This window comes from Flavobacterium psychrotrophum, assembly GCF_003403075.1.
In the GTDB taxonomy this organism is placed as follows: domain Bacteria; phylum Bacteroidota; class Bacteroidia; order Flavobacteriales; family Flavobacteriaceae; genus Flavobacterium; species Flavobacterium psychrotrophum.
In genome coordinates, this window is sequence record NZ_CP031557.1 from 3,799,035 (window position 1) to 3,824,172 (window position 25,138).

The 25,138-nt window shown below is 43.4% G+C and carries 25 protein-coding genes and 1 tRNA gene; 11 read left to right on the top strand and 15 right to left on the bottom strand.

Going from position 1 to position 25,138, the window contains the following annotated elements:
• Positions 1-635: 635 nt before the first annotated feature.
• From DYH63_RS21370 to DYH63_RS16445, 4 genes are all read right to left on the bottom strand, one after another.
• A complete protein-coding gene (locus DYH63_RS21370) occupies positions 636-842 on the bottom strand; it encodes a hypothetical protein (RefSeq protein ID WP_162927067.1) in 207 nt (68 codons plus the stop codon).
• A 138-nt stretch (positions 843-980) separates the two neighbouring features.
• Entirely contained in the window at positions 981-1,316 is a 336-nt protein-coding gene (locus DYH63_RS16435) for a hypothetical protein (RefSeq protein ID WP_116789826.1), read from the bottom strand.
• Between the two features lie 63 nt (positions 1,317-1,379).
• Positions 1,380-1,453 (bottom strand) — tRNA-Ala (locus DYH63_RS16440).
• 81 nt (positions 1,454-1,534) lie between these two features.
• On the bottom strand, positions 1,535-2,161 hold the full coding sequence (locus tag DYH63_RS16445) for a 2OG-Fe(II) oxygenase (protein ID WP_116789827.1): 627 nt from the start codon (positions 2,159-2,161) through the stop codon (positions 1,535-1,537).
• Positions 2,162-2,419: 258 nt separating this feature from the next.
• Here DYH63_RS16445 and DYH63_RS16455 point away from each other — a divergent pair, with 258 nt between their 5' ends.
• A complete protein-coding gene (locus tag DYH63_RS16455; protein ID WP_116789829.1) occupies positions 2,420-2,872 on the top strand; it encodes a 6-pyruvoyl trahydropterin synthase family protein in 453 nt (150 codons plus the stop codon).
• 71 nt (positions 2,873-2,943) lie between these two features.
• Entirely contained in the window at positions 2,944-3,696 is a 753-nt protein-coding gene (locus DYH63_RS16460) for a UDP-2,3-diacylglucosamine diphosphatase (RefSeq protein WP_116789830.1), read from the top strand.
• 75 nt (positions 3,697-3,771) lie between these two features.
• Here the strand turns inward: DYH63_RS16460 and DYH63_RS16465 are convergent, their stop codons facing one another.
• Positions 3,772-4,125 carry a hypothetical protein gene (locus DYH63_RS16465; RefSeq protein ID WP_116789831.1) on the bottom strand — a complete coding sequence of 118 codons (354 nt, stop codon included), beginning with the start codon at positions 4,123-4,125 and terminating at the stop codon, positions 3,772-3,774.
• A 115-nt stretch (positions 4,126-4,240) separates the two neighbouring features.
• On the opposite strand from DYH63_RS16465, the gene DYH63_RS21375 reads away from it, so the two are divergent.
• From DYH63_RS21375 to DYH63_RS16495, 6 genes are all read left to right on the top strand, one after another.
• Positions 4,241-4,573, top strand: a complete 333-nt coding sequence (locus DYH63_RS21375; RefSeq protein ID WP_162927068.1) for a hypothetical protein — start codon at positions 4,241-4,243, stop codon at positions 4,571-4,573.
• Positions 4,574-4,709: 136 nt separating this feature from the next.
• Complete coding sequence (locus DYH63_RS16475) at positions 4,710-7,094, top strand: TonB-dependent receptor (protein ID WP_116789833.1); 2,385 nt, start codon at positions 4,710-4,712, stop codon at positions 7,092-7,094.
• A 19-nt stretch (positions 7,095-7,113) separates the two neighbouring features.
• Positions 7,114-7,677 (top strand): type 1 periplasmic binding fold superfamily protein, encoded by a 564-nt coding sequence (locus DYH63_RS16480; protein WP_116789834.1) that lies wholly within the window; start codon positions 7,114-7,116, stop codon positions 7,675-7,677.
• A gap of 266 nt (positions 7,678-7,943) precedes the next feature.
• Positions 7,944-8,327, top strand: a complete 384-nt coding sequence (locus DYH63_RS16485) for a DoxX family membrane protein (RefSeq protein WP_116789835.1) — start codon at positions 7,944-7,946, stop codon at positions 8,325-8,327.
• 114 nt (positions 8,328-8,441) lie between these two features.
• The gene (locus DYH63_RS16490; RefSeq protein WP_116789836.1) at positions 8,442-10,562 is read left to right on the top strand and encodes a prolyl oligopeptidase family serine peptidase; all 2,121 of its coding nucleotides are present in this window, start codon (positions 8,442-8,444) and stop codon (positions 10,560-10,562) included.
• Positions 10,563-10,767: 205 nt separating this feature from the next.
• On the top strand, positions 10,768-11,280 hold the full coding sequence (locus DYH63_RS16495; RefSeq protein ID WP_116789837.1) for a hypothetical protein: 513 nt from the start codon (positions 10,768-10,770) through the stop codon (positions 11,278-11,280).
• A 35-nt stretch (positions 11,281-11,315) separates the two neighbouring features.
• On the opposite strand, the gene DYH63_RS16500 is transcribed toward DYH63_RS16495, so the two are convergent.
• On the bottom strand, positions 11,316-12,260 hold the full coding sequence (locus tag DYH63_RS16500; protein WP_116789838.1) for a lipid A deacylase LpxR family protein: 945 nt from the start codon (positions 12,258-12,260) through the stop codon (positions 11,316-11,318).
• A 2-nt stretch (positions 12,261-12,262) separates the two neighbouring features.
• Positions 12,263-12,940 carry a monofunctional biosynthetic peptidoglycan transglycosylase gene (gene mtgA / locus DYH63_RS16505; RefSeq protein WP_116789839.1) on the bottom strand — a complete coding sequence of 226 codons (678 nt, stop codon included), beginning with the start codon at positions 12,938-12,940 and terminating at the stop codon, positions 12,263-12,265.
• Positions 12,941-13,205: 265 nt separating this feature from the next.
• Between mtgA and recJ the strand changes: the two genes are divergently transcribed.
• A complete protein-coding gene (gene recJ, locus DYH63_RS16510; protein ID WP_116789840.1) occupies positions 13,206-14,900 on the top strand; it encodes a single-stranded-DNA-specific exonuclease RecJ in 1,695 nt (564 codons plus the stop codon).
• Between the two features lie 355 nt (positions 14,901-15,255).
• Here recJ and DYH63_RS16515 read toward each other — a convergent pair whose 3' ends face one another.
• The 8 genes from DYH63_RS16515 to DYH63_RS16550 form a co-directional block, all read right to left on the bottom strand.
• The gene (locus DYH63_RS16515; protein ID WP_116789841.1) at positions 15,256-16,014 is read right to left on the bottom strand and encodes an SDR family NAD(P)-dependent oxidoreductase; all 759 of its coding nucleotides are present in this window, start codon (positions 16,012-16,014) and stop codon (positions 15,256-15,258) included.
• Positions 16,015-16,085: 71 nt separating this feature from the next.
• On the bottom strand, positions 16,086-16,487 hold the full coding sequence (locus DYH63_RS16520) for a helix-turn-helix domain-containing protein (RefSeq protein ID WP_116789842.1): 402 nt from the start codon (positions 16,485-16,487) through the stop codon (positions 16,086-16,088).
• Positions 16,488-16,784: 297 nt separating this feature from the next.
• Complete coding sequence (locus DYH63_RS16525) at positions 16,785-17,774, bottom strand: aspartate-semialdehyde dehydrogenase (RefSeq protein ID WP_116789843.1); 990 nt, start codon at positions 17,772-17,774, stop codon at positions 16,785-16,787.
• 252 nt (positions 17,775-18,026) lie between these two features.
• Positions 18,027-18,413, bottom strand: coding sequence for a large conductance mechanosensitive channel protein MscL (mscL, locus tag DYH63_RS16530; RefSeq protein ID WP_116789844.1), 387 nt, complete (start codon positions 18,411-18,413; stop codon positions 18,027-18,029).
• 450 nt (positions 18,414-18,863) lie between these two features.
• Positions 18,864-21,305: a bifunctional UDP-N-acetylmuramoyl-tripeptide:D-alanyl-D-alanine ligase/alanine racemase gene (locus DYH63_RS16535; RefSeq protein WP_116789845.1), complete on the bottom strand. Its 2,442-nt coding sequence runs from the start codon at positions 21,303-21,305 to the stop codon at positions 18,864-18,866.
• Between the two features lie 3 nt (positions 21,306-21,308).
• Positions 21,309-21,725, bottom strand: a complete 417-nt coding sequence (locus DYH63_RS16540) for a type II toxin-antitoxin system VapC family toxin (RefSeq protein WP_116789846.1) — start codon at positions 21,723-21,725, stop codon at positions 21,309-21,311.
• Positions 21,725-21,982 carry a DUF6364 family protein gene (locus DYH63_RS16545; protein ID WP_116789847.1) on the bottom strand — a complete coding sequence of 86 codons (258 nt, stop codon included), beginning with the start codon at positions 21,980-21,982 and terminating at the stop codon, positions 21,725-21,727. Before DYH63_RS16545 ends, DYH63_RS16540 begins: the two co-directional genes overlap by 1 nt.
• Before the next feature lie 46 nt (positions 21,983-22,028).
• Positions 22,029-22,664 (bottom strand): thymidine kinase, encoded by a 636-nt coding sequence (locus DYH63_RS16550; protein WP_116789848.1) that lies wholly within the window; start codon positions 22,662-22,664, stop codon positions 22,029-22,031.
• A gap of 102 nt (positions 22,665-22,766) precedes the next feature.
• Here DYH63_RS16550 and DYH63_RS16555 point away from each other — a divergent pair, with 102 nt between their 5' ends.
• Positions 22,767-24,269 carry a DUF8457 domain-containing protein gene (locus DYH63_RS16555; RefSeq protein WP_116789849.1) on the top strand — a complete coding sequence of 501 codons (1,503 nt, stop codon included), beginning with the start codon at positions 22,767-22,769 and terminating at the stop codon, positions 24,267-24,269.
• Positions 24,269-24,988 carry a 16S rRNA (cytidine(1402)-2'-O)-methyltransferase gene (gene rsmI / locus DYH63_RS16560; RefSeq protein WP_116789850.1) on the top strand — a complete coding sequence of 240 codons (720 nt, stop codon included), beginning with the start codon at positions 24,269-24,271 and terminating at the stop codon, positions 24,986-24,988. Before DYH63_RS16555 ends, rsmI begins: the two co-directional genes overlap by 1 nt.
• Positions 24,989-25,138 lie beyond the last annotated feature (150 nt).

Sequence of the window (25,138 nt, forward strand, 5' to 3'; positions counted from 1 at the left end):
AACCAGTATTTACTGGGTTTTCCTGAAGTTTAGAAGCTAAGATCGTTTGCCGTAGTTGCGGGTGCAAAAGTAGTAAACTTTTCGTTATCTTCTAATCTTTTTTTTACTTTTTTTTGAAAGTGGTTTCCGGTTAAAAACCTTCTGCCTTATTAGTATCATCGTGGTAAAGAACGTCTGCTGTATTGCGGGTGCAAATCTACAACTCTTTTGCTCTTTTACAAGCCCTTTTTAATCCCTTTTTTGAAACTTTATCTTAACGGTTTGTTAATCTGAACATTGGGAGGGAAAGTTTTTTTATCTTTTAATAAGTTTATCACGAAAACAGCCGTTTTGATTGCGTTTATTCAAAAATAACAGGGTTTTGAGAAACGTTTTTGCGGAGTTTGCAGGTTTTAACTCTATTTTTCTGCTCGAGAAGAAACAAACAACCAAGTACTATCATATATTATACACACTCTACTATCATTATTACTAAAAATTGAATTTCTAAGATACATACCTTTAAATTCATCAGAGAAGTTACGTTGTAATTGTACTGGTTTATCTATTGTAGCCAAAATTTCTAATTTAACCCAGATCTCTTTATTCTAAACAGTTTTAACAATAGCAAATCTAGACCTTTAACACTAGCCCCTTTATAAGTTAGAGTCATCTATAACATTCCGGCGCGTCATTACTATGATTAATGACAGGAGTCGCCCGGCTATGCCTGCATGTACAGACCATATATTAGTTAAATCATTAAGCATTGCCGGAGGATAATCAAAAAGCTTAGTCTTTAAATAAGTATATTCATATCTCGTAAGGTTTAACTTCTTCTTAAAGTTTAATACTTCTTGCATTTTCCATGTTTCAATTGCCTGATCTAATGTTATAGCATTAACCTGAGACACAAAAAGCAGGTCTTTAAAATGAACTTCGAAAGTATAAATATTAAACGAAAAGGTATTGATTTCCATATTGCCAAAAATGCCTTCGCGCTATGATGATAAAACTACAGTCATGCATAACGGATTATTTTTAGAGATAATCCCCAGGTTATTATTCCATGTATTGATTAAGCCCTCATGCAATACTGGAGTCGTTATCTTGGTTTTCTTAACTATAGTGTCGCGTTCATACCTCGAGAGGTTTAATAATTTTTTCAGAAAAGAAAGTTCTTTACCTCTCCATTCTTCAATTGCTTCTTGCAATGTCAGGGCATAAATTTGCGAGACACAACTAGCTCCATCATAATGAACTATAAAAGTAAATTTTCCTTTTTCTTCCATATAGCTACCAGCCTTTAATCCTTCCCCGCGATCTTGCTTTAACAAAAGTGAGTGCTGAAACAATATTAAACAAAAAAAGCTCCAGTTTTCACTGAAGCTTTTAAAAAGTGGAGAATATCGGAGTCGAACCGATGACCTCTTGCATGCCATGCAAGCGCTCTAGCCAGCTGAGCTAATCCCCCATTTTGCGAGGGCAAATATAATGTAAAATAATTCCAATCTGCAAACAATTACACAAAAACATTTTTAACGGCATATAATTATCAGCCGCCTGTTTTAAGCCATCCGGTAATACTAAGGCGTTCACGTTGTACCGGCTTTACCTCGTGTTCCAGCAGCTGGCTTTCAAACACAACCACCCTGCCCTGTAGCGGGTATACGGTAACGGTATCTTCAACTCCGCCGGTCTTAGGCAGGTAAATAGCCAGTTCGCCGCCATATTCCGGCTGCCAGTCTTCAGTATTCAGGTAGCACACTATAGATAGCTTACGGCTGCTGTCGTTCTGGAACGTATCCAGATGACGTTTATAAAACGTACCGGGAGGGTAAACTGCATAATGAAATTCCTGCTTTCTAATACCCATGTAACAGGTACGGTTAAGGTACTGCACAAAATTAGCCACCTTATCAAAAAAAACACGCTCAGTACCCTGAGCTGCCTCATCCAGCCAAAGGATAAAATCGCCACGCACGGCATTAACCACCTGCTCGGCAGTATTGTTACCTATGGCACTCTTCTTAAAAACAGATTCTTCATATTTTTCCAACAGGCCGCTGCGCAATGTAGCTACCTCATCTGGAGTAAAAAAATCGTCTACCACACAATAGTGCTGTTGCATAAGGCCATCAATAACCTTTTCATATAGCGGGTTAAGCTCTAAATCGTCCATAAAAGCATTGTAATATTGTGCTCCAAAGATAACCTGAAAACCTGTATAACCGTACTGTTGTTTTTATTGAGCTCATCCTGGCTTTTTTCAATTGGCTGCAAACTGGTCTTTTCGCTCCATATTTCACCTGTTTTCTTACTCCGTAACGCTGCTATGCAGTGCAAAAAAGTCAAAATCTGAATCAAAAATCCCTATTTTTCGCATCAATCAAAAAAGTCAGGATGAGTTCACTAACTTTGCAGCTTCAAAATAGCCGTTATGAGCAAAATCAGGATTACCAAGCAATTTAATTTCGAAACCGGCCATGCCCTTTATGGCTACGATGGCAAATGCAAAAACGTACACGGGCACAGTTATAAGCTCTCAGTTACCGTTATTGGCACGCCCATTACCGACGTAACTAACGTAAAGTATGGTATGGTGATCGATTTTGGCGACCTTAAAAAAATAGTGAAAGAGCAAATTGTTGATGTGTTTGACCACGCTACCGTTTTTAATAAAAACACACCGCATATAGAGCTTGCCAAAGAGCTGAGCGACCGTGGGCACGATGTAATACTGGTAGACTACCAACCTACGTCAGAAAATATGGTTATTGACTTTGCCGCTAAAATAAAACACCTTATTCCGCAGGGTATCGAGCTGCACTCTTTAAGATTGCAGGAAACCGAAACCTCTTTTGCAGAATGGTACCAGGCAGATAACCTTTAATTTTCAGGGCATACCGCCTGTAAATATCTAATTATAAAGCCTTGCTATCTTTGCAGCAGCATAACTGACACATGAAAGAAAACCCGAAAATATATTTTGCATCAGACCAGCACTTTGGCGCGCCAACGGCTGAACTTAGTTTTCCGCGTGAACAAAAATTTGTAGCCTGGCTTGATGAGATAAAAAAAGATGCCGACGTGCTTTTCCTGCTCGGCGACCTCTTTGATTTTTGGTTTGAATATAAAACCGTGGTACCGCGCGGCTTTGTGCGCGTATTGGGCAAACTGGCCGAACTGAAAGACAGCGGTATAGCAATACACTTTTTTATTGGCAACCACGACCTCTGGATGGAAGACTATTTCCAGAAAGAACTGCGCATACCTGTTTACCGCCGCCCAACGGAATTTACCTTTAACGGCAAAATCTTTTTGATAGGCCACGGCGACGGCTTAGGCCCCGGCGATAAAGGCTATAAACGTATGAAAAAAGTGTTTACCAACCCGTTTTCTAAATGGTTGTTCCGATGGCTGCACCCGGATATTGGCGTAAAGCTTGGGCAATACCTGTCAGTAAAAAATAAGCTGATATCGGGCGATGAAGATGTGAAATTTTTGGGCGAAGATAACGAGTGGCTGGTTTTGTACAGTAAACGCAAGCTCGAAAGCAAACACTACGATTATTTTATATTTGGCCACCGCCACCTGCCCATGGCGATACCTTTAGGGCCAAACGCTGTTTATATGAACCTGGGCGACTGGATAGGTTATTTTACCTACGCCGTTTTTAATGGAGAAACTTTAGAGTTAAAGGAGTACAAGGGGTAACCTCAATAGTAAATTTCTTTAACTATTTGTCTGACATTTCAAACATCTGCTATTGCGGGCAATGCATCTATATGATTAATTCTTACACACATCGCTAAGATAGCTCATCAGGTCGATATTAAAAAGGGCACCGCTTACAAGGTCTTTAATTTGCAGGTATTCATTAAAGGTAACTGCCATGTCAATTTCCGGTAGCGGGGTTTTTAGCAAAAATTTATGGCACTGCATCTTTACACCGCACCCTTCGCAGCAGTCATCCGGGCAAGAGTTATTTATAGTATCTGCAAAACTACGCAGCTGGTTTTCGGTAAGGTAAAAACCCGTTTCCTTAAACACCATCTGTACACGCTCGGTTAGCAGTTCGCCGCCTTTTCTCCAGTAAAAAGCCACCCCAAAATTATTATGGTATAATTGTGCTATATCTTTCATTTGCCCAAAATTTCTTCGTCACAAATATATTAATTATTTATACTCATTCTAAATTAAGTTTAAAAAAATAGTTAAACTTAGGCATGGCAATATATTTGTGTTTACTTTTGCAACCATGAAAAGAAAGTTTGCCATATTTAATTTGGTCCTGATGGCTATAGTGCAGTTCACTATCGCCTTTCAGTCTTTTCACGCATTTACCCACAAGCACGAGCATAAAACCGAACACATTACCGCAGCCCACGGCAAGCATATTGTTACGGCTTCAGAAAAAGAAGAATGTCATGTTTGTGATTTCCACTTCGACTTTTTTACCGCGCCACAGCAATTTCACCTAAAGCTTGATTTTGCCTACACGCATATCCCTTACAGCTACAGCGTAGTTGAAGGCACTCCCTCTTTCGGCGGAAGCCTTTTTTCCCTGCGGGGTCCCCCATCATTGGTTTAGAACGGTATTGCATCTTTAAAATGCCTGCACAGCCATAGCTATGCATTGTGCACTTTATTGCAACATACCTGCATTTGCCGCAGCACAATAGTTTTGTGCCTGCACTATCGCATTTCAATTTTCTAAATCATATTCCATGCGAATTTATTTCACGCTTCTGGCTATCTTATTGGCCGGTAGCTGGTGCGCACATTCCCAGTCTGTACTAAGCGGGAAGGTTACCACCCTGCAAAACCAGCCGCTGGACGGCGCCCATATACACATAGGCCAGAGCCTGCACGCCATGAGCCTGCCCGACGGCACCTATACCCTGCCCAATATACCCGCCGGAAGCCACCGTCTTGTGGCCTCATTCATTGGCTTTAAAACTCTTGATACCCTTGTAGATATTTACCACAACAGCATACTGGACATTAGGCTTAAGCCCGAAAGCACCCAGTTGCAGGAGGTGGTACTTACTGAGGGTGCTGTGGCTAAAAACACCCTGCACGAGCAAAAGCTAAAGACCGAAACCATAGAGAAATACAGCAACGCCACACTGGGCGATGCGCTAAAAGAGATTGCCGGGGTAAGCACGCTTAAAACCGGGAGTACCATTGTAAAACCTGTTATTAATGGATTACACAGTAGTCGCGTGCCGGTTTTTACTAATGGTGTGCGCCTGGAAGACCAGCAGTGGGGTACTGAGCACGCGCCCAACCTGGACGTGAATGCTGCCGGAAAAATATCGGTAATTAAAGGTGCCGGCGCTCTGCAATACAGCGGCGATGCCGTGGGCGGATTGGTACTCGTAGAACCCGCGAATGTTTTAAAGGATACGCTTTTTGGTAAGACCATTATAACGGCAGACAGCAATGGCCGTGGCACTACCATAGCCAGCAGCCTGCATAAAGGTACCGAAAAAGGCTGGGCGTGGAATGCCGGCGGAACGTTTAAATATTATGGTGACCGCGAAGCTCCGGATTATGTGCTTTCTAATACCGGTAATCGCGAAGCTAACTTTTCGGGTGATATTAAATACATTGCCAGCCGTTATACATTAGGCGCATCGTACAGTTTTTATAACGCTACGATAGGCATTGCCGAAGCTACACATATAGGCAACGTGGCCGATTTGGTACGTGCCATCAACGGGCATGAGCCTACCGTTATACGTCCGTTTACATACAACATTGGTGCGCCACGCCAGGAGGTACAGCACCACATAGGCAAGATAAATTATAACCGCGACCTCGCCGCCGGCGAAACCCTTAACCTCCAATATGCCTTTCAGCTAAACAGGCGCGAGGAGTTTGACCTGCGTCGTGGTGCACTTACTAACGTTGCCGCGCTGGATCTTACACTGGTTACGCATTCTGTTAATGCCGACTGGAAAAAAGAAACCGGAGACAATACCTATAAAGCAGGTGCAAGCGCCGCCTACCAGCATAATGATGCCAGCCCCGACACCGGAATACGCCCCCTGATACCTAACTACTCCAAAATCGATGCCGGGGCCTATGGCATTTTTACCCACCGTTTTAGCAATTCCCTTACGGGAGAAGCCGGCCTGCGGTACGACTTTAGCCATGTAGATGCTACCAAGTACTACCAGGTTTCCCGCTGGAATGATTTGGGTTATAACGATGGCTCTTTCAATAATATAATCGTAGAAGATTTAGGATCGCAGTATCTTACCAAGCCAACGTTTACCTACCATAACATTTCGGCAAGCCTGGGCATACGCAAAAAACTGGATGAAGGCTTAGACCTGCTGGGCAATGTAAGCCTTGCCATGCGCAACCCTAACCCCAGCGAACTTTTTAGCGACGGCCTGCACCACAGCAATGCCACGATAGAACTGGGCAGCCTGCGTACCCAAAAAGAACAGGCACTTAAAGCATCGGCAACGCTGCTTAAAACTTCGGGCGATTTTACCTTTGAGGTTACGCCTTATGTAAACTCCATACACGATTTTATTTACCTGCAACCCACCGGGGTAGAATATACCATACGCGGTACATTCCCGGTATACCGCTATAGGCAAACGCAGGCACTTATGGCCGGTGCCGATTTGCACATGGGCTATAGCATAAGCAACCGCTGGGGCTACAGCTTTAACGGCGCTTATGTTTACGGGCAAAATACCCGCGATAACCTGCCCCTTATAGATATGCCGCCTGTAAACATTACAAACACAGTGCGCTATACCTATAAAGAATGGCATTCATTTTTTGCTGAAGTACGTAGCGAATCGGTAGTAAAGCAATGGCGTTATCCTGACTATAACTTTACTGCACCGGTACCGGTAAACGGCGAGCTTGTACAAACACTGGTAGACATCAGCACACCGCCATCGGGTTATGAATTGCTGCACTTTACCACAGGTGTACAATTTAACCTGGGTAAAAATGTAGCAGCGGTAAACTTCTCAGTTTATAACCTGCTTAATACCAGCTACCGCGACTATCTTAATCGCCAGCGCCTCTATACTGACGAGGTGAGCCGCAACTTTCAATTACAACTGAAGTTCAATTATTAATCATTAAATACTTTTCGACATGAAAAACCTGAAACTACTTGCGTTTATCGCATTTACAGCCATTACTGTATCTTCTTGCAGCGACGATGACACATCGCAACCCGTAAACGAGGAAGAAGTTATCACAACAATAACGGCTACCCTAACCCCTGCTACAGGTGGTACTGCAATTACCCTTACATCCCGCGATCTTGATGGCGATGGCCCTGATGCGCCGGTAGTAACCGTAAGCGGCCCTTTTGCCGCAGGTACAGCATATAACGGTACGGTAACATTCCTTAACGAGCTTGCCAGCCCGGCAGAAAACATTACCAGCGAGATACTTGAAGAAGGCCATGACCACCAGATCTTCTTTCAGCAAAACGGGTTAGGTACATTTACGTATAATGATACTGACGACCATGGCCACCCCATTGGCCTGAGCTTTAAGTATACTGCGGCTCCGGCAGCGGCTTCGGGTTCGCTGATTGTTACATTAAGGCACCTCCCTAACAAATCGGGTACCGGTGTATCGGGAGGCGATATTACTAATGCAGGCGGCGGTACCGATGCAGAAGTAGTATTCCCTGTATCAGTTCAGTAAGCTAAAAGGCTAAATCATAAGGGCGCGGATGCTGTTGGTTATCAATAGTATCCGCGCTTTTTATTTTACAGCACTTCAAAACCTTTAAGATTTCACAACAAAGGCGTACAATTAAACACCTCAAATAGTAATCTTTCTCTAAAAATTTAAATTTAACATTATTTACATAATTATGGTTTTCTCAGAATTAACTTAAATTTTTTAAGGAATATTTTATTAACTTGTGTAAACATTTCAATTCCACATCATTAAAAATTTATTCGCCTATGAATTCAAGTTTTACCCGCATTGTCCGCATACTGCTTGGGATTATTCTTATTGTATTTGGAGCTAATAAAATATACTCGTTTATCCCCTTGCCCCAACCACCTGCCGAGGCTTCCAGTTTTATGGAGTCGCTTATAAATACCGGTTACATGCTGACTGTTGTCGCCATTATAGAGATCTGTATTGGCTTCATGCTCATCCTTAAATTGTATGTGCCTTTTGCCCTGATGGTATTGGTACCTATATCATTAAACATACTGTTATTCCACCTGTTTTTAGATGTACCCGGCATAGGGGCAGCCATAGTGGTGGTAGCACTTAATGCCATATTGCTGTACAAACACAGGCGCAGGTATGTGCCACTTTTCAGGGAAGCATATTAGCATCCAATGCTTATATACCTGGCACGGGCACATAGGTTACTCCTTTCGGCCCGTGCTTTTTTATTTGTATTAGCTAAAGGCTTTTGCTTATTTTTGTGTAAATCCAATACCAGAATGAAAAAATCGGCATTAATATTTACACTGGCTACAAGCCTGAGCACATTCGCACAAATGAATACTATAAAATATCCGCAAACCCGAAAAGACAATACGGTAGACACTTACTTTGGCACAGCTGTGCCCGACCCTTATCGCTGGCTGGAAGACGACCGCAGTACAGAAACCGCAGCATGGGTAAAAGCCCAGAACGAGGTAACCAACAATTACATAGCGCAGATACCTTTTAGAGATGCCATAAAAAAACGCCTAGAGCAACTCTGGAACTACGAGCGTATATCTGCCCCATTTAAAGAAGGAAATTTTACGTACTATTATAAGAACGACGGCCTGCAAAACCAGAGCGTACTATATCGTAAAGGCAAAGATGGCAAGGAAGAAATTTTTCTGGATCCAAATACCTTTAGTAAAGACGGTACCACATCGCTTAGCATGGTACGCTTTACTAAAAAAGGCGAACTTGCAGCTTACATGATATCTGAAGGTGGCAGCGACTGGGGCAAGATTATCCTGATGGATGCCCTTACCAAAAAGCCATTGGGCGAAACCATAGAGAATGTAAAATTTAGCGGTGTGGCCTGGAAGGGCAGCGAAGGCTTTTACTACAGTACGTATGACAAGCCCGAAGGCAGCCTGCTTTCGGCAAAAACAGACCAGCACAAATTATACTACCACAAGCTGGGCACGCCACAAAGTGCTGATACCGTAATTTTTGGCGATGGCGAAAAACGCCGCTACGTAGGCGGTTACCTTACCGAAGACGAGCGTTTCCTGGTAATTACGGCTTCTAACAGTACCTATGGACGTATGCTGTTTGTTAAAGACCTTAGCAAGGCCAACAGCCCTATTGTTACCATGGTAGATAATTTTGACACCAACAGCAGCATAATAGACAATCAGGGCAGCACCCTGTTTATAACTACCGACTACAAAGCCCCAAACAACCGCGTAGTAACCGTTGATGCTGCTGCACCTCAACAGGCTAACTGGAAAGACCTGATACCGGAAACCGAAAACGTACTTTCTGCTTCAGATGGTGGAGGCTATATTTTTGCTACTTATATGAAAGATGCCATATCCCAAGTTAAACAATATGACTATAAAGGCAAACTGGTACGCGAAATTACCCTTCCGGGAATAGGCAGTGCAGGTGGTTTTGGCGGTAAGAAAGAAGAAAAAACACTGTATTATACCTTTACCAATTATGTAACACCGGGCAGTATTTATTCATTTGATGTAAAGTCGGGTAAATCGGCGGTGTACCAAACCCCAAAGATTGGGTTCAAAAGCGAAGACTACACGTCTGAACAGGTGTTTTACACCAGTAAAGACGGTACTAAAGTACCTATGATAATTACCTACAAAAAGGGACTTAAGCGCGACGGTAAAAACCCAACCATGCTGTATGGCTACGGTGGTTTTAACGTAAGCCTTACCCCTGCCTTTAGCATAAGCAATGCGGTATGGCTTGAAAATGGCGGTATCTATGCCGTGCCTAACCTGCGTGGTGGGGGCGAATACGGACGTAAATGGCACGATGCGGGTACGAAACTGCAAAAGCAAAATGTGTTTGACGATTTTATTGCCGCTGCCGAATATCTTATCAAAAACAACTATACATCACCTGATTACCTTGCCATTCGTGGGGGTAGTAATGGTGGCTTGCTTGTAGGTGCTGCCATGACACAACATCCGGAGCTGTTTAAAGTGGCCTTACCGGCTGTGGGTGTTATGGATATGCTACGCTACCACAAGTTTACCGCAGGTGCAGGATGGGCATATGACTATGGCACAGCCGATGATAGTAAAGAAATGTTTGATTACCTTAAAGGCTACTCGCCTGTGCAAAGCCTTAAAAAAGGTGCTAAATATCCGGCAACGCTGGTTACCACCGGCGACCATGACGACCGCGTGGTACCTGCCCACAGCTTTAAATATGCCGCTACCTTACAGGAATGCCAGGCCGGATCTGCCCCTGTATTGATACGCATTGAAACCAATGCCGGACACGGCGCAGGAAAATCGGTAGCGCAAAGCATTGCTGAGCTTACCGATATACAGGCGTTTACGTTATACAATATGGGAGTAACGCCAAACTCTGACGGGGGAGTTAAGTAAGTTTTTGATTTCTCTTAAATATAGCACAGAGATTCGCAGAGGAGCACAGAGATACACAGAGTTTTAAAAATTGAGATTGCGCTTATAGCGCGAGAACACAGAGCTGTGCGGAAACAGTTGGTATAACGCCCCGTGTTCTTCAACGAAGCTATTGCCTCTCCTCCTCCGTGCATCTCTGCAAATCTCTGTATAACAACCTTCAAAAATGTCTCCACGTAGCTTAAAAAACAAATACCGTATTAACACCTTGAATATAAAACATCTGGTTGCGATAGTCTTTTCACTTTGTCTTTTTTCGTGTTCGCAGAAAAAGGAAGATATTTTTTATCTTAAAAACAAGAATGGAAAAGGCTTTACGATAACAGAGCAAACGAATAGTGAAACAATTACTAACACCTTTGGTACGCCGCTATCTGTTGAACATGAGTCCAAAACCGATGCAGAAGGCCTGCCTTCATGGACAAATATTAAATACAGCGGGCTTACACTTGAACTTGTAGGGACTTCAATAGACGGAGTTACCATTACTGGCGACAACTGGTCTATTGGCGGAATAACAATAGGTACTGACGCTGAATTTATTAATGACAATTTCAAGCTTTTAAAGAAAGAGGGGAACTATCTGTTATATCAGGTACCTGATTTTGATGGGGTGCTTTTTGTCAAATTAAACACTGGATCTAAAGTTATTGAGTGCGGCTTGAGTAATCCCTCATAGCTGACTATACTGAAAAGCGCTACTGCGACTGTCAACTAAAAAAGATACCCTAACTGTATCGACCCATAATAGTATCCGGTAATGACATCGTTTTTAAGTTCTTTGCCACGGTAATTAAAAGAGAAACTATAATTCCATTTATTGTGACCGTATTTAACTCCGGCTTCGGCATTAAAACGGAACGGAATAAGCGGAAAGGTAACAGGGCTTTTATCGTTAAATGGGCTACCCAGTATGGTAGCATCAAATGCCATATATTGTAACTTAGGGTTTAGGAAGATGAACAATTCCCGGCGGCCTTTATAATTATCACGGTCGGCTTCGAGGGTAGCATTGTACATTGCAGAACTGCTTATGTTTTTCAATGCGCCTTTAAGGCTTATCCTCGAAAGTGCACCAAGAGTAGCGCTGTTCCATATTGTTCCTGCCATAGCTTCGGCCTGCAGATGAAAATCAACATTTTCGTGGTATTTTTCAGCAAAAATTTTACGACTGTAAAAGGCACCTACTTGTGCTGCGGGTGTAGTGGTTATTTGGTATTGCCAGCCATCAACTGGTTTATAGTGCGCTATTTTGTGCAATGCTTTTTGTATAATTTCGGCCCCGCTTTCAGGGCCTACTACCCCAGCCTGTACATATAACTTTAGTACGCTTTCATTGTTATAAAAGGTATTAATGCCCGCCTGTGCAAAAAGGTATCCGGCAAAAGGACGGTCGTTGATGTTGATATCCCCGGCCTGTGGGCTTTGCGGATTGTACATATATTGCGAAACACGAAACTCTGTTATCTTTTTTGCAACATTTTCTCGTCTGGATGTACCCAGGTAACGGTAAATAAACTCAATACCATTTGTATAATACTGGTCGTTTACGGTAGATGTATACAAGTCGTTATCGCTGATAATGGAAATTTCAGCAGGCTTTTGGGCGAAGGCCCAGCTCCCGTAAAACAATGTTATCAGTAATAATCTTTTCAGCATTTTTAGTAATCTAATTTTACGTAGCGCATGTGCTTAATAATCCGGCTCTTTCTACGCTCTGTATATCCTGAAGAACCCGAAGCCTTAAACTTAAGCGGATTTGGCAATATGGCTGCAATGCCCGCCGCCTGGTATTTGGTAAGGTTAACTGCGTCTTTATTATACCAGTGCTGTGCAGCTGCCTGTGCACCATACACACCGTCGCCCATCTCTATACTGTTAAGGTACACTTCCATTATACGTTCTTTGCTCCACAGCAGTTCTATCAAAACCGTAAAATATGCCTCAAAAGCCTTACGCACATAGCTGCGCCCCTGCCAAAGAAACACGTTTTTTGCCGTTTGCTGGCTTATGGTACTGCCGCCTTTTATGCGCTTGCCCTTACTGTTGTTTTTATACGCCTTAAACATAGCATTAAAATCAAAACCATGATGGGTAAAAAACGTCGCGTCTTCGCTGGCTATTACTGCCTTTTGAAGGTTGGGAGAAATTTCTTCCAGTGGTACCCAGTCGTGGCTGCTGTGCATATCTTCTCCATTGGCCTTTTGCTCTATGGCGCGGGTTATCATCAATGGTGTAAACGGCACCGGTATAAACCGGAACAGCACCACAGAGAGTACCGAGACTACAATGAACCACATGGTAATTTTCCAAAAAAAGCGGAGTATTTTTCGCAGCATAAAAAACGTATCGTTAAGGCAGGTGCAAAATTAGGGATTTAGGTTTATGTGTAATGGGTTTGGTGCATGAATTACAATAAATTTCAAGAATTAATCTTCCAACACTTCAAATAGCTTGGCTTTGCACCTTGGCGTCTTAGCGAGAGACTTTAAATAATTTCGCTGAAAATACACAAATCCGAAAAGAAATTCCTCATTCCATTAGGGAAATTAGTAGCATCGCATTTTTGAAATAAAACCTTACTTTTACCCAAAACCCTTCTCAATGCGCTGGACCCTTACCGAAAAACCTAATCCTTTAATCGTAAACCAACTGGGCGATGCACTGGGCGTAGATACCCGCATTGCAACGTTGCTGGTACAGCGCGGCATCAGCACGTTTGAGGAGGCAAGGCAGTTTTTTCGTCCGTCGTTAAACGATTTGCACGACCCGTATTTGATGAAGGATATGGACAAGGCCGTGGCACGCATTGAACAGGCCGTGGCTAATGGCGAACGCATACTTGTTTTTGGCGATTATGATGTAGATGGTACCACGGCCGTATCGCTTATGAGTGGCTACCTGCGCAGCTTTTATCCAAATGTAGACACCTATATTCCTGACCGGTATGGCGAAGGCTATGGCGTATCGATTGCCGGTATCGACTATGCCGATGATAACGGTTGTACGCTGATCATTGCCTTAGACTGCGGCATTAAGAGTCCGGATAAAGTGGCCTACGCCAATGAGAAGGGCATCGACTTTATCATCTGCGATCACCACCGCCCCGGCGACACCCTGCCCGATGCGGTAGCGGTACTCGACCCTAAACGCGATGACTGCACTTACCCGTATGATGAACTGTGCGGTGCGGGTGTAGGCTTTAAGCTGGTTCAGGCACTGGCGGCTAACCGCAACCAAACCATCATGGATCTGCTGCCGTGGCTTGATTTAGTAGCCACCGCCATAGCTGCCGATATTGTACCCATAACAGGAGAGAATCGCATACTCGCCACCTTTGGCCTGGACGTGATCAATACCAACCCCAGGCCAGGCATTAAGGCACTGATACAAAACGTAAAAAAGAAAATACTTACCATAAGCGATGTAGTGTTTACCATTGCCCCGCGCATTAACGCTGCCGGGCGCATCAGCCACGGTAACCACGCCGTGGCACTGCTTACAGAGTTTGACCTGACCCAGGCAGAGGAATTTGCTGCGCAGATAGAGACCTTTAATACCGACCGCAAAGGCCTTGACAAACAAATTACTGTAGAAGCTTTGGCGCAGATAGACCGCAACAACGACCACGACCGCAAAACCACAGTTGTGTACCAGGAAGACTGGCACAAGGGTGTGATAGGCATCGTGGCATCGCGACTTATTGAAACCTACTACCGCCCTACGCTGGTATTTACAAAAAGCGGCGATAAGCTGGCGGCTTCTGCTCGGTCGGTTCGTGATTTTGATGTTTATAATGCTCTGGAGGCCTGCGCCGACTGCCTGGAGCAATTTGGCGGGCATATGTATGCTGCCGGGCTTACGCTGAAAGAGGAGCAGTACGAAAACTTCCGTAATAAGTTTGAAGAGGTAGTATCGGCAACCATTGCACCGGAACTATTGATTCCGGAAATAAGAATTGATGAAGAAATTGACTTTAACGATATTACCCCTAAGTTTTTCAGGATACTAAAACAGTTTGAACCGTTTGGCCCCGGCAATATGACACCTGTATTCATGACCCGAAACGTGCGCGATACCGGCTACGGCAAAGCCATAGGCAGCGATAACGAGCACCTGAAACTTTATGTAAAGCAAGGCGATTCTGAAAGTTATGGCGCTATTGGTTTTGGACTTGGCAAAAAGCAGGACTTGACCTGCAACGGCGGTACGTTTGATGCAGCCTACAGCATCGAAGAAAACGAGTGGAACGGCGAAGTTAAATTGCAGTTGAGACTGAGGGATGTAAGGTGTGAATAGGGGTTAGCGGGCAGTATTAAGTTTGCTTCTTACCTAATAACCCGCAAGTTCGCACGAGCGGGACGCTCGCGCTAGCTGGGGAGGAGCGGCATATCTATCAATAGTAATTTGTGTCAAAATGTATAAGAAAAAATGCCGTCCCGCCGGGACTTCCCACCATGCATGTTATAATTGCTATAGACATAATACCCCGCTGGGCTTGACAAAAATCTTGTTTATCCAAATCTGTTTAATCGCTACCCTAAACAATTCATAGAGTCCACTTTTACTTAGCATCTATTACCTTTAAAACTCTGTATAAAACAAAAAACCCGCAAGCTTTCACTTACGGGTTTTTACGATATATCGTAAATATTTATAAATTCATACCCCCTGAAACCTCAATGCGCTGTGCAGTAATCCAACGGGCATCATCAGTACATAGAAAAGCTACAACACCCCCAACATCTCCCGGCAATCCTACACGGCCCAACGCCGTTTGCGAAGCAAGATACGCATTAAGGTCGGCGTTATCGCGAACCGCACCACCCTGTATATCGGTCTCAATGGCTCCCGGTGCCACAATATTTGCTCTTATCTTTCTTGATCCAAGCTCCTTTGCAAGATAGAGCGTAAGGGTTTCCATAGCACCTTTCATAGCTGCATAGGTAGCATATCCGGGTGTGGCAAACCTGGTTAAGCCCGATGAAATGTTGATAATCCCTCCACCTTCATTAAGATAAGGCAGCACTTTTTGCGTGAGTAAAAACGGCCCTTTAAAATGTACTTTCAGCATATCGTCAAATTGCTCTTCGCTTGCTGCATCAAAATTTTCGTAGTGAATAAACCCGGCATTATTAATTAAGAAATCAAACTTTGCTTTACCTGTATGCTCTTTCAGATGTGCCATTGCTGTATCTATAAATGCATCAAACAATTCCGGTTTGGTAATGTCAAGCGGATAAGCAATGGCCTTTTGCCCCAATGCTTTAATCTCTTGCACTACCTTATCTGCCTCTGCCTTATTTGCATTGTAAGTAAATATAAGGTCGATACCTTTTTTGGCAAGGCTAAGAGCCATATCCCTGCCCAGTCCGCGGCTTCCGCCGGTTATAACAGCTATTTTCTGTTCCATGATTTTAGTATTAAAATTACAGGAATAAAAGTAGCTTGCACCATATGGCAATTACTGGTGAGGATTTCAGTTTAATTGGTGAGGATTTCAGTTTTTTGCCTGAAAAATTCCTCCCGGTACTGTGTTGGGGTTTGACCCGTAAAGTGCTTAAAGAACTTTGTAAAGTTAGAAGGGTCATATGTAAGTAAACCTGCTATAGCAGTAATGGGCATTTCATTAGCTTCTATGAGGCCTTTAGCAACCGCCACGATTTTCTGTTCAAAATAAAAACAGGGATGGTTGCCTGTAGTAAGTTTTATGGTATTGGTAAGATGCGTGGGGTGTATATGCAGGATGGCAGCCAGATCACGTATTTCAAACATGCGGTCTGACCGGCCTTCAGTAATATCAAGCAAGTGCGCATCAAGCTCACGCAGGTAGTCTGCAGTGATTTCATGCTGCCGCGCCAGTATTCTCTTGGGAAGTTTAGTCATAACAAATTCGCATTATTGCTAATGATAAAGGTACTAAAATAGTAGCGAACAAAAAACCCGCAAACTTTCGTCTGCGGGTTTTTACGATATATCGTAAATATTGAGATTCTAGATTTATCGACTACACTTCGTTTCGCCCGAAATGAAAACGCTCTTCCTTGTCGATTGAAGCGCAGCGGAATTGAGACATCTCGAAAAGAGTTTTAAAATGATAGTCATTACGTGATTGAGATTCCTCCACTTAGCTGCGCTGCGGTCGGAATGGAATCGCCCGAATTGACAAAGTAATGGAAAAACTTATACTAAACCATTCTCCACTAAATACTCGGCGATTTGTACTGCGTTTGTAGCAGCGCCTTTACGAAGGTTATCAGCAACAATCCACATATTAAGGGTATTAGGCTGGGTTTCGTCGCGGCGGATTCGGCCCACAAAAACATCGTCTTTACCTTCTGCATATAGCGGCATTGGATATTCAAAGGCATCAATATTATCCTGAACGGTAATGCCCGGCGTGTTTGCCAGTATGTTACGCACCTCAGCCACATCAAAGTCGTTAGTAAACTCAATGTTTACGCTTTCGCTGTGCCCACCCACGGTAGGGATGCGCACCGTGGTAGCTGTAACCCTGATAGCATCATCACCCATGATCTTCTTGGTTTCTTTAACCATCTTCATCTCCTCTTTGGTATAGCCATTGGCTTCAAACACATCGATTTGAGGGATGGCATTACGGTGAATAGGGTACTTGTACGCCATTTCTCCCTCTATACCTGCATACTCGTTTTCAAGTTGTTTTACAGCCTTAACACCTGTACCGGTAACGCTCTGGTAGGTAGAAACCACCACGCGCTCTATGTTATATTGTTTGTGTAGTGGTGCCAGTGCCAGTACCATTTGTATGGTAGAGCAGTTAGGGTTGGCTATCACTTTATCGTTGGTCGTAAGTTCAGAAGCGTTAATCTCAGGCACCACTAGTTTTTTAGTTGGATCCATCCTCCATGCGCTTGAGTTATCAATAACGGTAGTACCTGCTTCGGCAAATTTAGGTGCCCATTCTAAAGAAGTGCTTCCTCCCGCCGAAAAAAGCGCTATTTGTGGCTTCATGCTTACGGCAGTTTCAAGGCTTACCACCTTATACTTGCTTCCCTTATATTCCACTTCCTTACCTACCGACCTTTCAGAGGCCACAGGTATCAGTTCGGTTATCGGGAAATTCCTCTCAGCCAGTACTTTCAGCATTACTTCGCCTACCATTCCGGTAGCGCCTACAACAGCAACTTTCATAATAATAGTGTTATTAATAAATTAGATTGAGCCAAAAGTAGTTATAAAAATGTTTCGTCTCACAAAAATATAACAAAGAAAAACCGCCCCCTAAGGACGGTTTTGTTAGAAATAGAATATCTAGTGTAGCGGAAACTTCTAAAATAACATTTTGTTATAATTAATCGAACACATCGAAAATTAACCCGATTATTTCACAGATAATTTCGAGTCCAATCCATCCCGACATATCTTTCCTGTGCTTGCTGTTCATTACGGCCTGCTTTTAAGGGCATCACGAATTTCCATCAATAGCTTTTCTTCATTGCTTGGCGCTGGTGGTGCTGCAGGCTTAGTTTCTTCTTTTTTACGCGTAGCATTAATACCCTTTACAATAATAAATAATGCAAATGCAACAATAATAAATGAAATTATATTGCTTAGAAAATTACCATATTTAATACCTGCACCCCAAGTTAATTCCTGTATGTTTTTTATTCTTGCAGCTTCCAGCAAAGGGGTAAGTATTAGCGGAGTAATAATATCATCTACCAATGATTTTACGATGGCACTGAATGCTGCACCAATAACAATACCCACAGCAAGGTCTACAACATTGCCTTTAAGGGCAAAATCTTTAAATTCTTTAAAAAACGCCATAATTAGATCAGGTTTTAGTTTAAAATTAGCTTTCTGGTATTGCTAATTTACAAAAAGTAATCTATCCATTACAGAAAAAGGTGTTAGGAGGTTGTGAAAGGGTGTTAAAATGAGATTGACTCCTGGAACGCGGACCTGCCTGCCGGCAGTCAGGTGACGAGAATGCTGTGCAGACATGAACTAACGCAGATTTAAAATAAGAATGAGGCCACTCTCTTTTCATTACTATCGTGTAGACATATTTCTTTTATATTCGATTTTTACCATATAGATACATAGCCATTTTAGCGGCTAAAAGCTTGCATAGTAAAAGCTATGCTTTACATAGCGCTATGTGCAAAATCATATTTCTACGCTCCCTTTTGACCCGAAAGCCTATGTTCCTATGTGGTTAAGAAAATATATAAAATGTTCTCGTGATGACTTTCTAAGAGGGATGGGTGAGGCCATTTACTCTTTAAAAAACACCCGCTTTACCCGTTGTGAAATACTCGTTAATATCTCATACGGAATGGTACCGAGCACCTCGGCCATTTCTACAACGGTAGGGCTTTCGCCAAAGATAATAGCGGTGTCGCCCTCTTTGCAGTCAATACCCGTAACATCTACCATAAGCATATCCATACAGATGCTGCCCAGTATCGTGGCCTTTTGCCCGTTGATGGTTACAAAACCCTTGCCATTGCCCCACGCACGCGGAATACCATCAGCATAGCCAATGGGTAGTGTGGCAATGTGTACAGGCTTATCTGCCATAAAGCGACGGCTGTATCCTACGCTATCGCCAGCGGGCACTTCTTTTATTTGTAATATAATGGTTTTTAGCGTGCCTACGGTTTGCAGGCTCTTACGCTCAGTAGCATCATTACCCACGCCGTAGAGGCCAATACCCAGACGTACCATATCATACTGCGCTTCGGGATAATTGTAAATACCTGACGTGTTAAGTACGTGGCGAAGTGGCTGTATGTGCAAATCGGACATCAATTGACCTGACCACGCCTCAAACTTATTAACCTGCTCCAGCGTAAAATCGCGAAACTGTACATCATCACTTGCACTAAGGTGTGTAAAGATGCTTTTAACCGAAACGAGATTATTATTACGAAGTAAATCTATGAGTTCGCTTATCTGGTTTTGCTGGAAGCCCAAGCGGTGCATGCCCGTATCTAGTTTTATATGTATGGGGTAGTTGCTCAGGTTTTTTTGTTGCGCCATAGCGATGAAGGAACGTAGTTCCTTGGCCGAATAAATTTCGGGTTCCAGATTATAGGCCGCCATAGCTGCAAAGGCAGTACTCTCCGGGTTCATCACGATTATAGGCGTAGTAATGCCCGCATTGCGCAGGGCAATACCTTCATCGGCAAAGGCCACACCCAGGTAATCTACCTTTTGGTGGCTTAATGCCTTGGCAATTTCGTAGCTGCCTGCACCATAGCCAAAGGCTTTTACCATAACCATAATTTTGGTCGTTGGCTTTAGCCTGCTCTTATAAAAGTTAAGGTTATGGATAACAGAGTTCAGGTTGATTTCCAGCACCGTTTCATGGGTCTTTTCTTCAAGGAACACCACAATTTCATCAAAACGGAAACTGCGCGCACCTTTTATCAGTACGGTTTCATCCTCAAAGGCATTGGCACGGTAATGGGTTAAAAAATCGGTAGTGGTTGTATAACCATAAAAATTAGGAAACTCGGCTAACTCACGGCTTATGGTTTCACCTATGCCTATAACCTGGCTAATGTTATGCCCGGCGAGCAACCTGGCAACTTTAGCATAAAGCACCTGGGTATCAAACCCGCTCTGGAACACATCAGATAGTATAACCGTTTTCTTCTGGTGTGTTTTGTGCTGCTCTAAAAAGTCGAGCGCTATTTTAAGGCTTTGGTAGTCGCTGCTATAGCTATCGTCTATCAGGGTACAGCCGTTAATGCCATTCTTAACCTGAAGGCGCAGCTCTACAGGATAGAGTCCGCCTATACGGTCAGTTATTGTTTCGGGACTATAATCTAAATGCAGCATGAGCAGTATACAGCTTATGGCATTTTCTACCGAAGCAGCATCTGTAAACGGAACCTGCACTTCAAAGTCGCCTCTGTAGTGTATGGTTAGTGTTGTGCCACCGTTATGTAGTTTTTTGGCGATGTTTACATCGGCACTGGCGTCGTCAAATCCCCAGGTAAATGTGTGCGCGCTTTCCGGAAGTAGCGCGTTAACGGCAGCATTGTTTTGCAGGATCAGTGTCTTTACATGGGTAAATAACTGTAGCTTTTCTGCTATCTTTTGATTTTGCGATGCAAATCCCTCATCGTGTGCGGGACCTATATGCGTGAGTATCCCAATATCCGGACGGATTATGGGTTCCAGCTTTTGCATTTCACCAGTGGTAGAAATTCCCGCTTCAAAAATTCCCAAATCATGATGCTCGTTAATACCAATAACACTTAGCGCCACGCCTACCTGCGAGTTATAACTGCGCGGGCTACGGATAATATTATAATCTGGACTCAGCACATAGTTAAGCCACTCTTTTACGATGGTTTTGCCGTTGCTGCCCGTAATGCCTATTACAGGGAAACTGTACAGTCCACGGTAATACACCGCAAAATCCTGTAGCGCTTTTAAAGTGTCAGGCACTACAAAAAAATTGGCTTTGCCTAATGTTTCATTCGGGATGTGATTAACCACAAAGTTAACGACGCCCTTAGCAATAAGCGCAGTTATAAACTGGTGACCGTCGCGGTTTTGGCCGCCAAGGGCAAAAAACAAGGTGCCATAATTGTTTTGCAGCGACCGGCTGTCTATAGAAACGTTGTCTATTTCCATGTCGGGCTGCGTACCGTTAAAAGTTGCTTTTAGGGCGGTGGTAATATTTTGGATGTGGACGCTCAAGGGTTATTTGCTTTTTATTGAAGCCAAAAATTCAATAGGTGTCATTACCGGAATTTCTGATTTTTTGAAATCTTTTTTATTTCTTGTAATAAAAATATCAGACTCGCTATGTATAGCGCTGTGATACTGTACAGCATCTTCAAAATCATTAAATGATGAATAAAGACTTTTATCAATGTTTAGCTCATCTATCTCAGCAACATTACAGATAATCCTGAATTTTTTCAATGTTTCTTTTAAAATATCTTTTGGATGTGTTTTTTCAAGTACATAAAAAGTATTTACATAAGAAAGTGAAGATGCCGTAATTTGAACTTGTCCTCTTTCAGCAAGAACAATCAATTTCGCAGCATCGATATAAAATGGCTCCCTTGTGTCGATGATATCAATCATCACATTAGTATCTATAAATAATCGCATTATTTATATTTTTCAGAATAATAGTCACCCAATGCTTTTTTATAATCATAATCAGCAGGAAGCGTATTTTTTAAAGACAAGCTTTTTACAAAAGAAGATATTTTGATTTCTTCAAGATCATCTTTAGTATCCTTATCTAAAGTAATTTTATCTAAATACGATTGTATAATTGCAGATAGGCTCCTGTTATTTTCAGAAGCATAGACTTTTGCTCTTGCAATCGTCTCATCACTTATATTTAATGTAAGTTTAGACATACCAAATTAGTTATACGTACAAATATAAAAAATTAATACGTATAACTTACAGTGTGTCTTTTTTTATATCTTGGTGTATATCAATTTTCTCCTTAAACGGGCTTGTTTGCTTCATGGCCTCATAATATGCTGCTCTGCTCAGTGGTTCATACTCTTCAGTTTCGCCCAGCAATACCAGTTTGTCATTATTGGCTTTGCGAAAGCTGTAGTTGGCTAAATTACCGGTGCGGGTGCATACGGCGTGTACCTTAGTAACATATTCGGCTGTAGCCATAAGTGCAGGCATCGGGCCAAAGGGGTTGCCTTTAAAATCCATATCCAGCCCGGCTACTATAACGCGAATGCCGTTATTGGCAAGGTCGTTACACACGGCTACAATCTCATCATCAAAAAACTGGGCTTCGTCTATGCCTACTACCTCGCAGCCCTGTGCCAACAGCCGTATAACTGAGGCCGACTCTACCGGGGTACTCCTGATTTCGTTGCTGTCGTGAGATACTACCATCTCATCGTGGTAGCGCGTATCTATGGCGGGTTTAAAGATCTCTACCTTTTGCTTTGCAAACTGGGCGCGCTTAAGCCTGCGTATCAGCTCTTCCGTTTTTCCGGAGAACATTGAGCCGCAGATGACCTCTATCCACCCAAATTGTTCTTTATGATTAACCGTATTTTCGAGAAACATTTTGTAATTTGTAGGGATAAAAACACAAATGTTTTGTGTTACTTTGTATTGAAACAAATTTATTAAAAAACTATTGCGCCACCCCTTATTATCTCAAAAGTTATGAAGAAAAAGTTAGAAGCCGAGCTTATAAGCATTGCCCACCGTATCCTTAAATTAAAGAACAGGGCAGAGCTTGACCAGTTGCAGCAGGAAACCCTTAAGCTGTATGAAAAGCTGTCGGTACTTAAATTCGTAGAAGATAATTTTAGCGAAGTAAAACCCACTATAGGTTATGCGTCTGCCGAGGCTAAGCTGGAGGAAATATATAGCACCCCAACCTCTAAAGAGGAAGTAGAGGATGCAACTATCGAAAAGGAAGAAGAGGTAACTACTCCTGAACCTGAAACTACTATAGAAGAACCTAAAGCAGCAGAAAAGCAGGAAGAACCTGCCGAAGAAGTAGCTCCTGAAGAAAAAGCAGAAGTTGCAGAAACCGAAGAGCCAAAAGCCGAGGAAACAGAAGAAGTCCTGGCTGAGGAAGAATCTGAAGTTGCCGAGCCTGAACAAAGCGAAACCGAGCCTGAAACAGAAGAACCTGTAGAGGAGGAAATCGAAGAAGAAGCACCGGTAGCCGAAGAAGAGAAAGCGGCGCAGGAAGTAGCACAAAAAGAAGAAAAAACTGAACCAGCAAAAGAAGTTCGGCCTGCAAAAATAATAGTAGATGCTGAAGTTGGCCTGCACCCTGAAGAGGAAATAGCTATTACACCAGAACCTGAAATGCCTGCAATAGGCACACTGCCTGAAAAAGACGGTGAAGACAAGGGCAATGACCTGGGCGAGGGCATTGACCTTCCATCAGGAAAGCCTGCGGTGAGTGAAGAAGAAAAAGACTACACAAAAGGAACCGATGCAGGTCAAACGGGGTTTGACTTTAATTTTGATAAAAAATTAGAAGACGACTTTAAGCCAAAACAGGTATCGCTGGAGGATTTCCGCAATTACCAGGAGCCTGAATTTGTAAAGAAAGGTGGCGATGCAAAACCTGCTGAAACTCCAGATCCTACCTTAGACGACTGGCGTAACTGGGAACCTGCAAAAGGCACTCCCGCACAGGAAGCCCCTAAAGCTGAGGAACCAAAAATCGACGAATCTCAGGCCGATGCTACAAATGCACCGTTGCGCGATTGGCGCGATTGGGAACCATCTAAATCTACGGAAGCGGAAACACCTAAGCAGCCCGAACAGCCAAAAGCTGAAACCCTGCGCGACTGGCGCGACTGGGAGCCTGCCAAAGCACCGGAACCCACTGCTCCTGCAACGCCGGAACCTCCTAAACCTGCTCCTGTAGCTGTACCCGTTGCCCCGGTAGCTCCTAAGTTTAACGACGGTTTTGTGCGTGCCCTAAGCCTGGGTCTTAACGATCGCATTGCATTTGAAAAGAATCTTTTTGGCGGTAGCAGCGAAGACCTGAACCGCGTGGTATCGCAGCTTAATACGTTGAATACTTTTGATGAGGCAAAAGATTTTATAGCCGACCTTGTAAAGCCAGACTATAACAACTGGGCAGGTAAAGAAGAATATGAAGAGCGCTTTATGCAGCTTGTAGAGAAAAAATTCAGTTAATGTCTAAATTATATATTGTACCCACGCCCATAGGTAACCTTGAAGATATGACCTTTCGCGCCATAAAGGTACTTAAGGAGGTAAACCTTATCCTTGCCGAAGATACCCGCACCAGCGCCAAGCTGCTAAAGCATTTTGAGATAGGCACACACATGATGAGCCACCATATGCACAACGAGCACAAAACGGTAGAGGGCGTTATACAGCGCCTGCAAAGCGGTGAAACCATCGCCCTGATAAGCGATGCCGGTACGCCTGCCATATCAGACCCCGGTTTTTTGCTTACCCGTGCCTGTGTCGAAAACAACATTCCGGTAGAGTGTTTGCCGGGCGCTACAGCCTTTGTACCTGCCCTGGTAAACAGCGGCCTGCCGAATGATAAGTTTGTGTTTGAAGGTTTTTTGCCTGATAAAAAAGGCCGCCAGACACGTTTCCTGGCATTAGCCGAAGAAACCCGGACTATGATACTTTATGTGTCGCCCCACAAGCTGGTAAAAACACTGGGTGAATTTATACAGTACTTTGGTGCAGAACGTCCTGTTTCTGTTTCGCGAGAGCTTAGTAAGCTGCACGAAGAAACCGTACGCGGTACCGCTACCGAGGTACTGGCACATTTTACAGCAAAAGAGCCCCGTGGCGAAATTGTGGTTATTGTAGGTGGTGCTGTGGTAGAGAAGAAAAAGAGGCAGCGGGGAGCAGGCACTGATCAGTCGGAGTAGTCAGTAGCTTCACTCGTGCTATTAGGAGTACTATCTTCAGGTACTGTCATTGCGAGCGGAGGAACGACCGCGGTAATCTCATGAAATATTATCTACCGAGATTTCTCCACTTCGCTACGCTGTGGTCGTAATGTAAGAGCCTGACCGGTA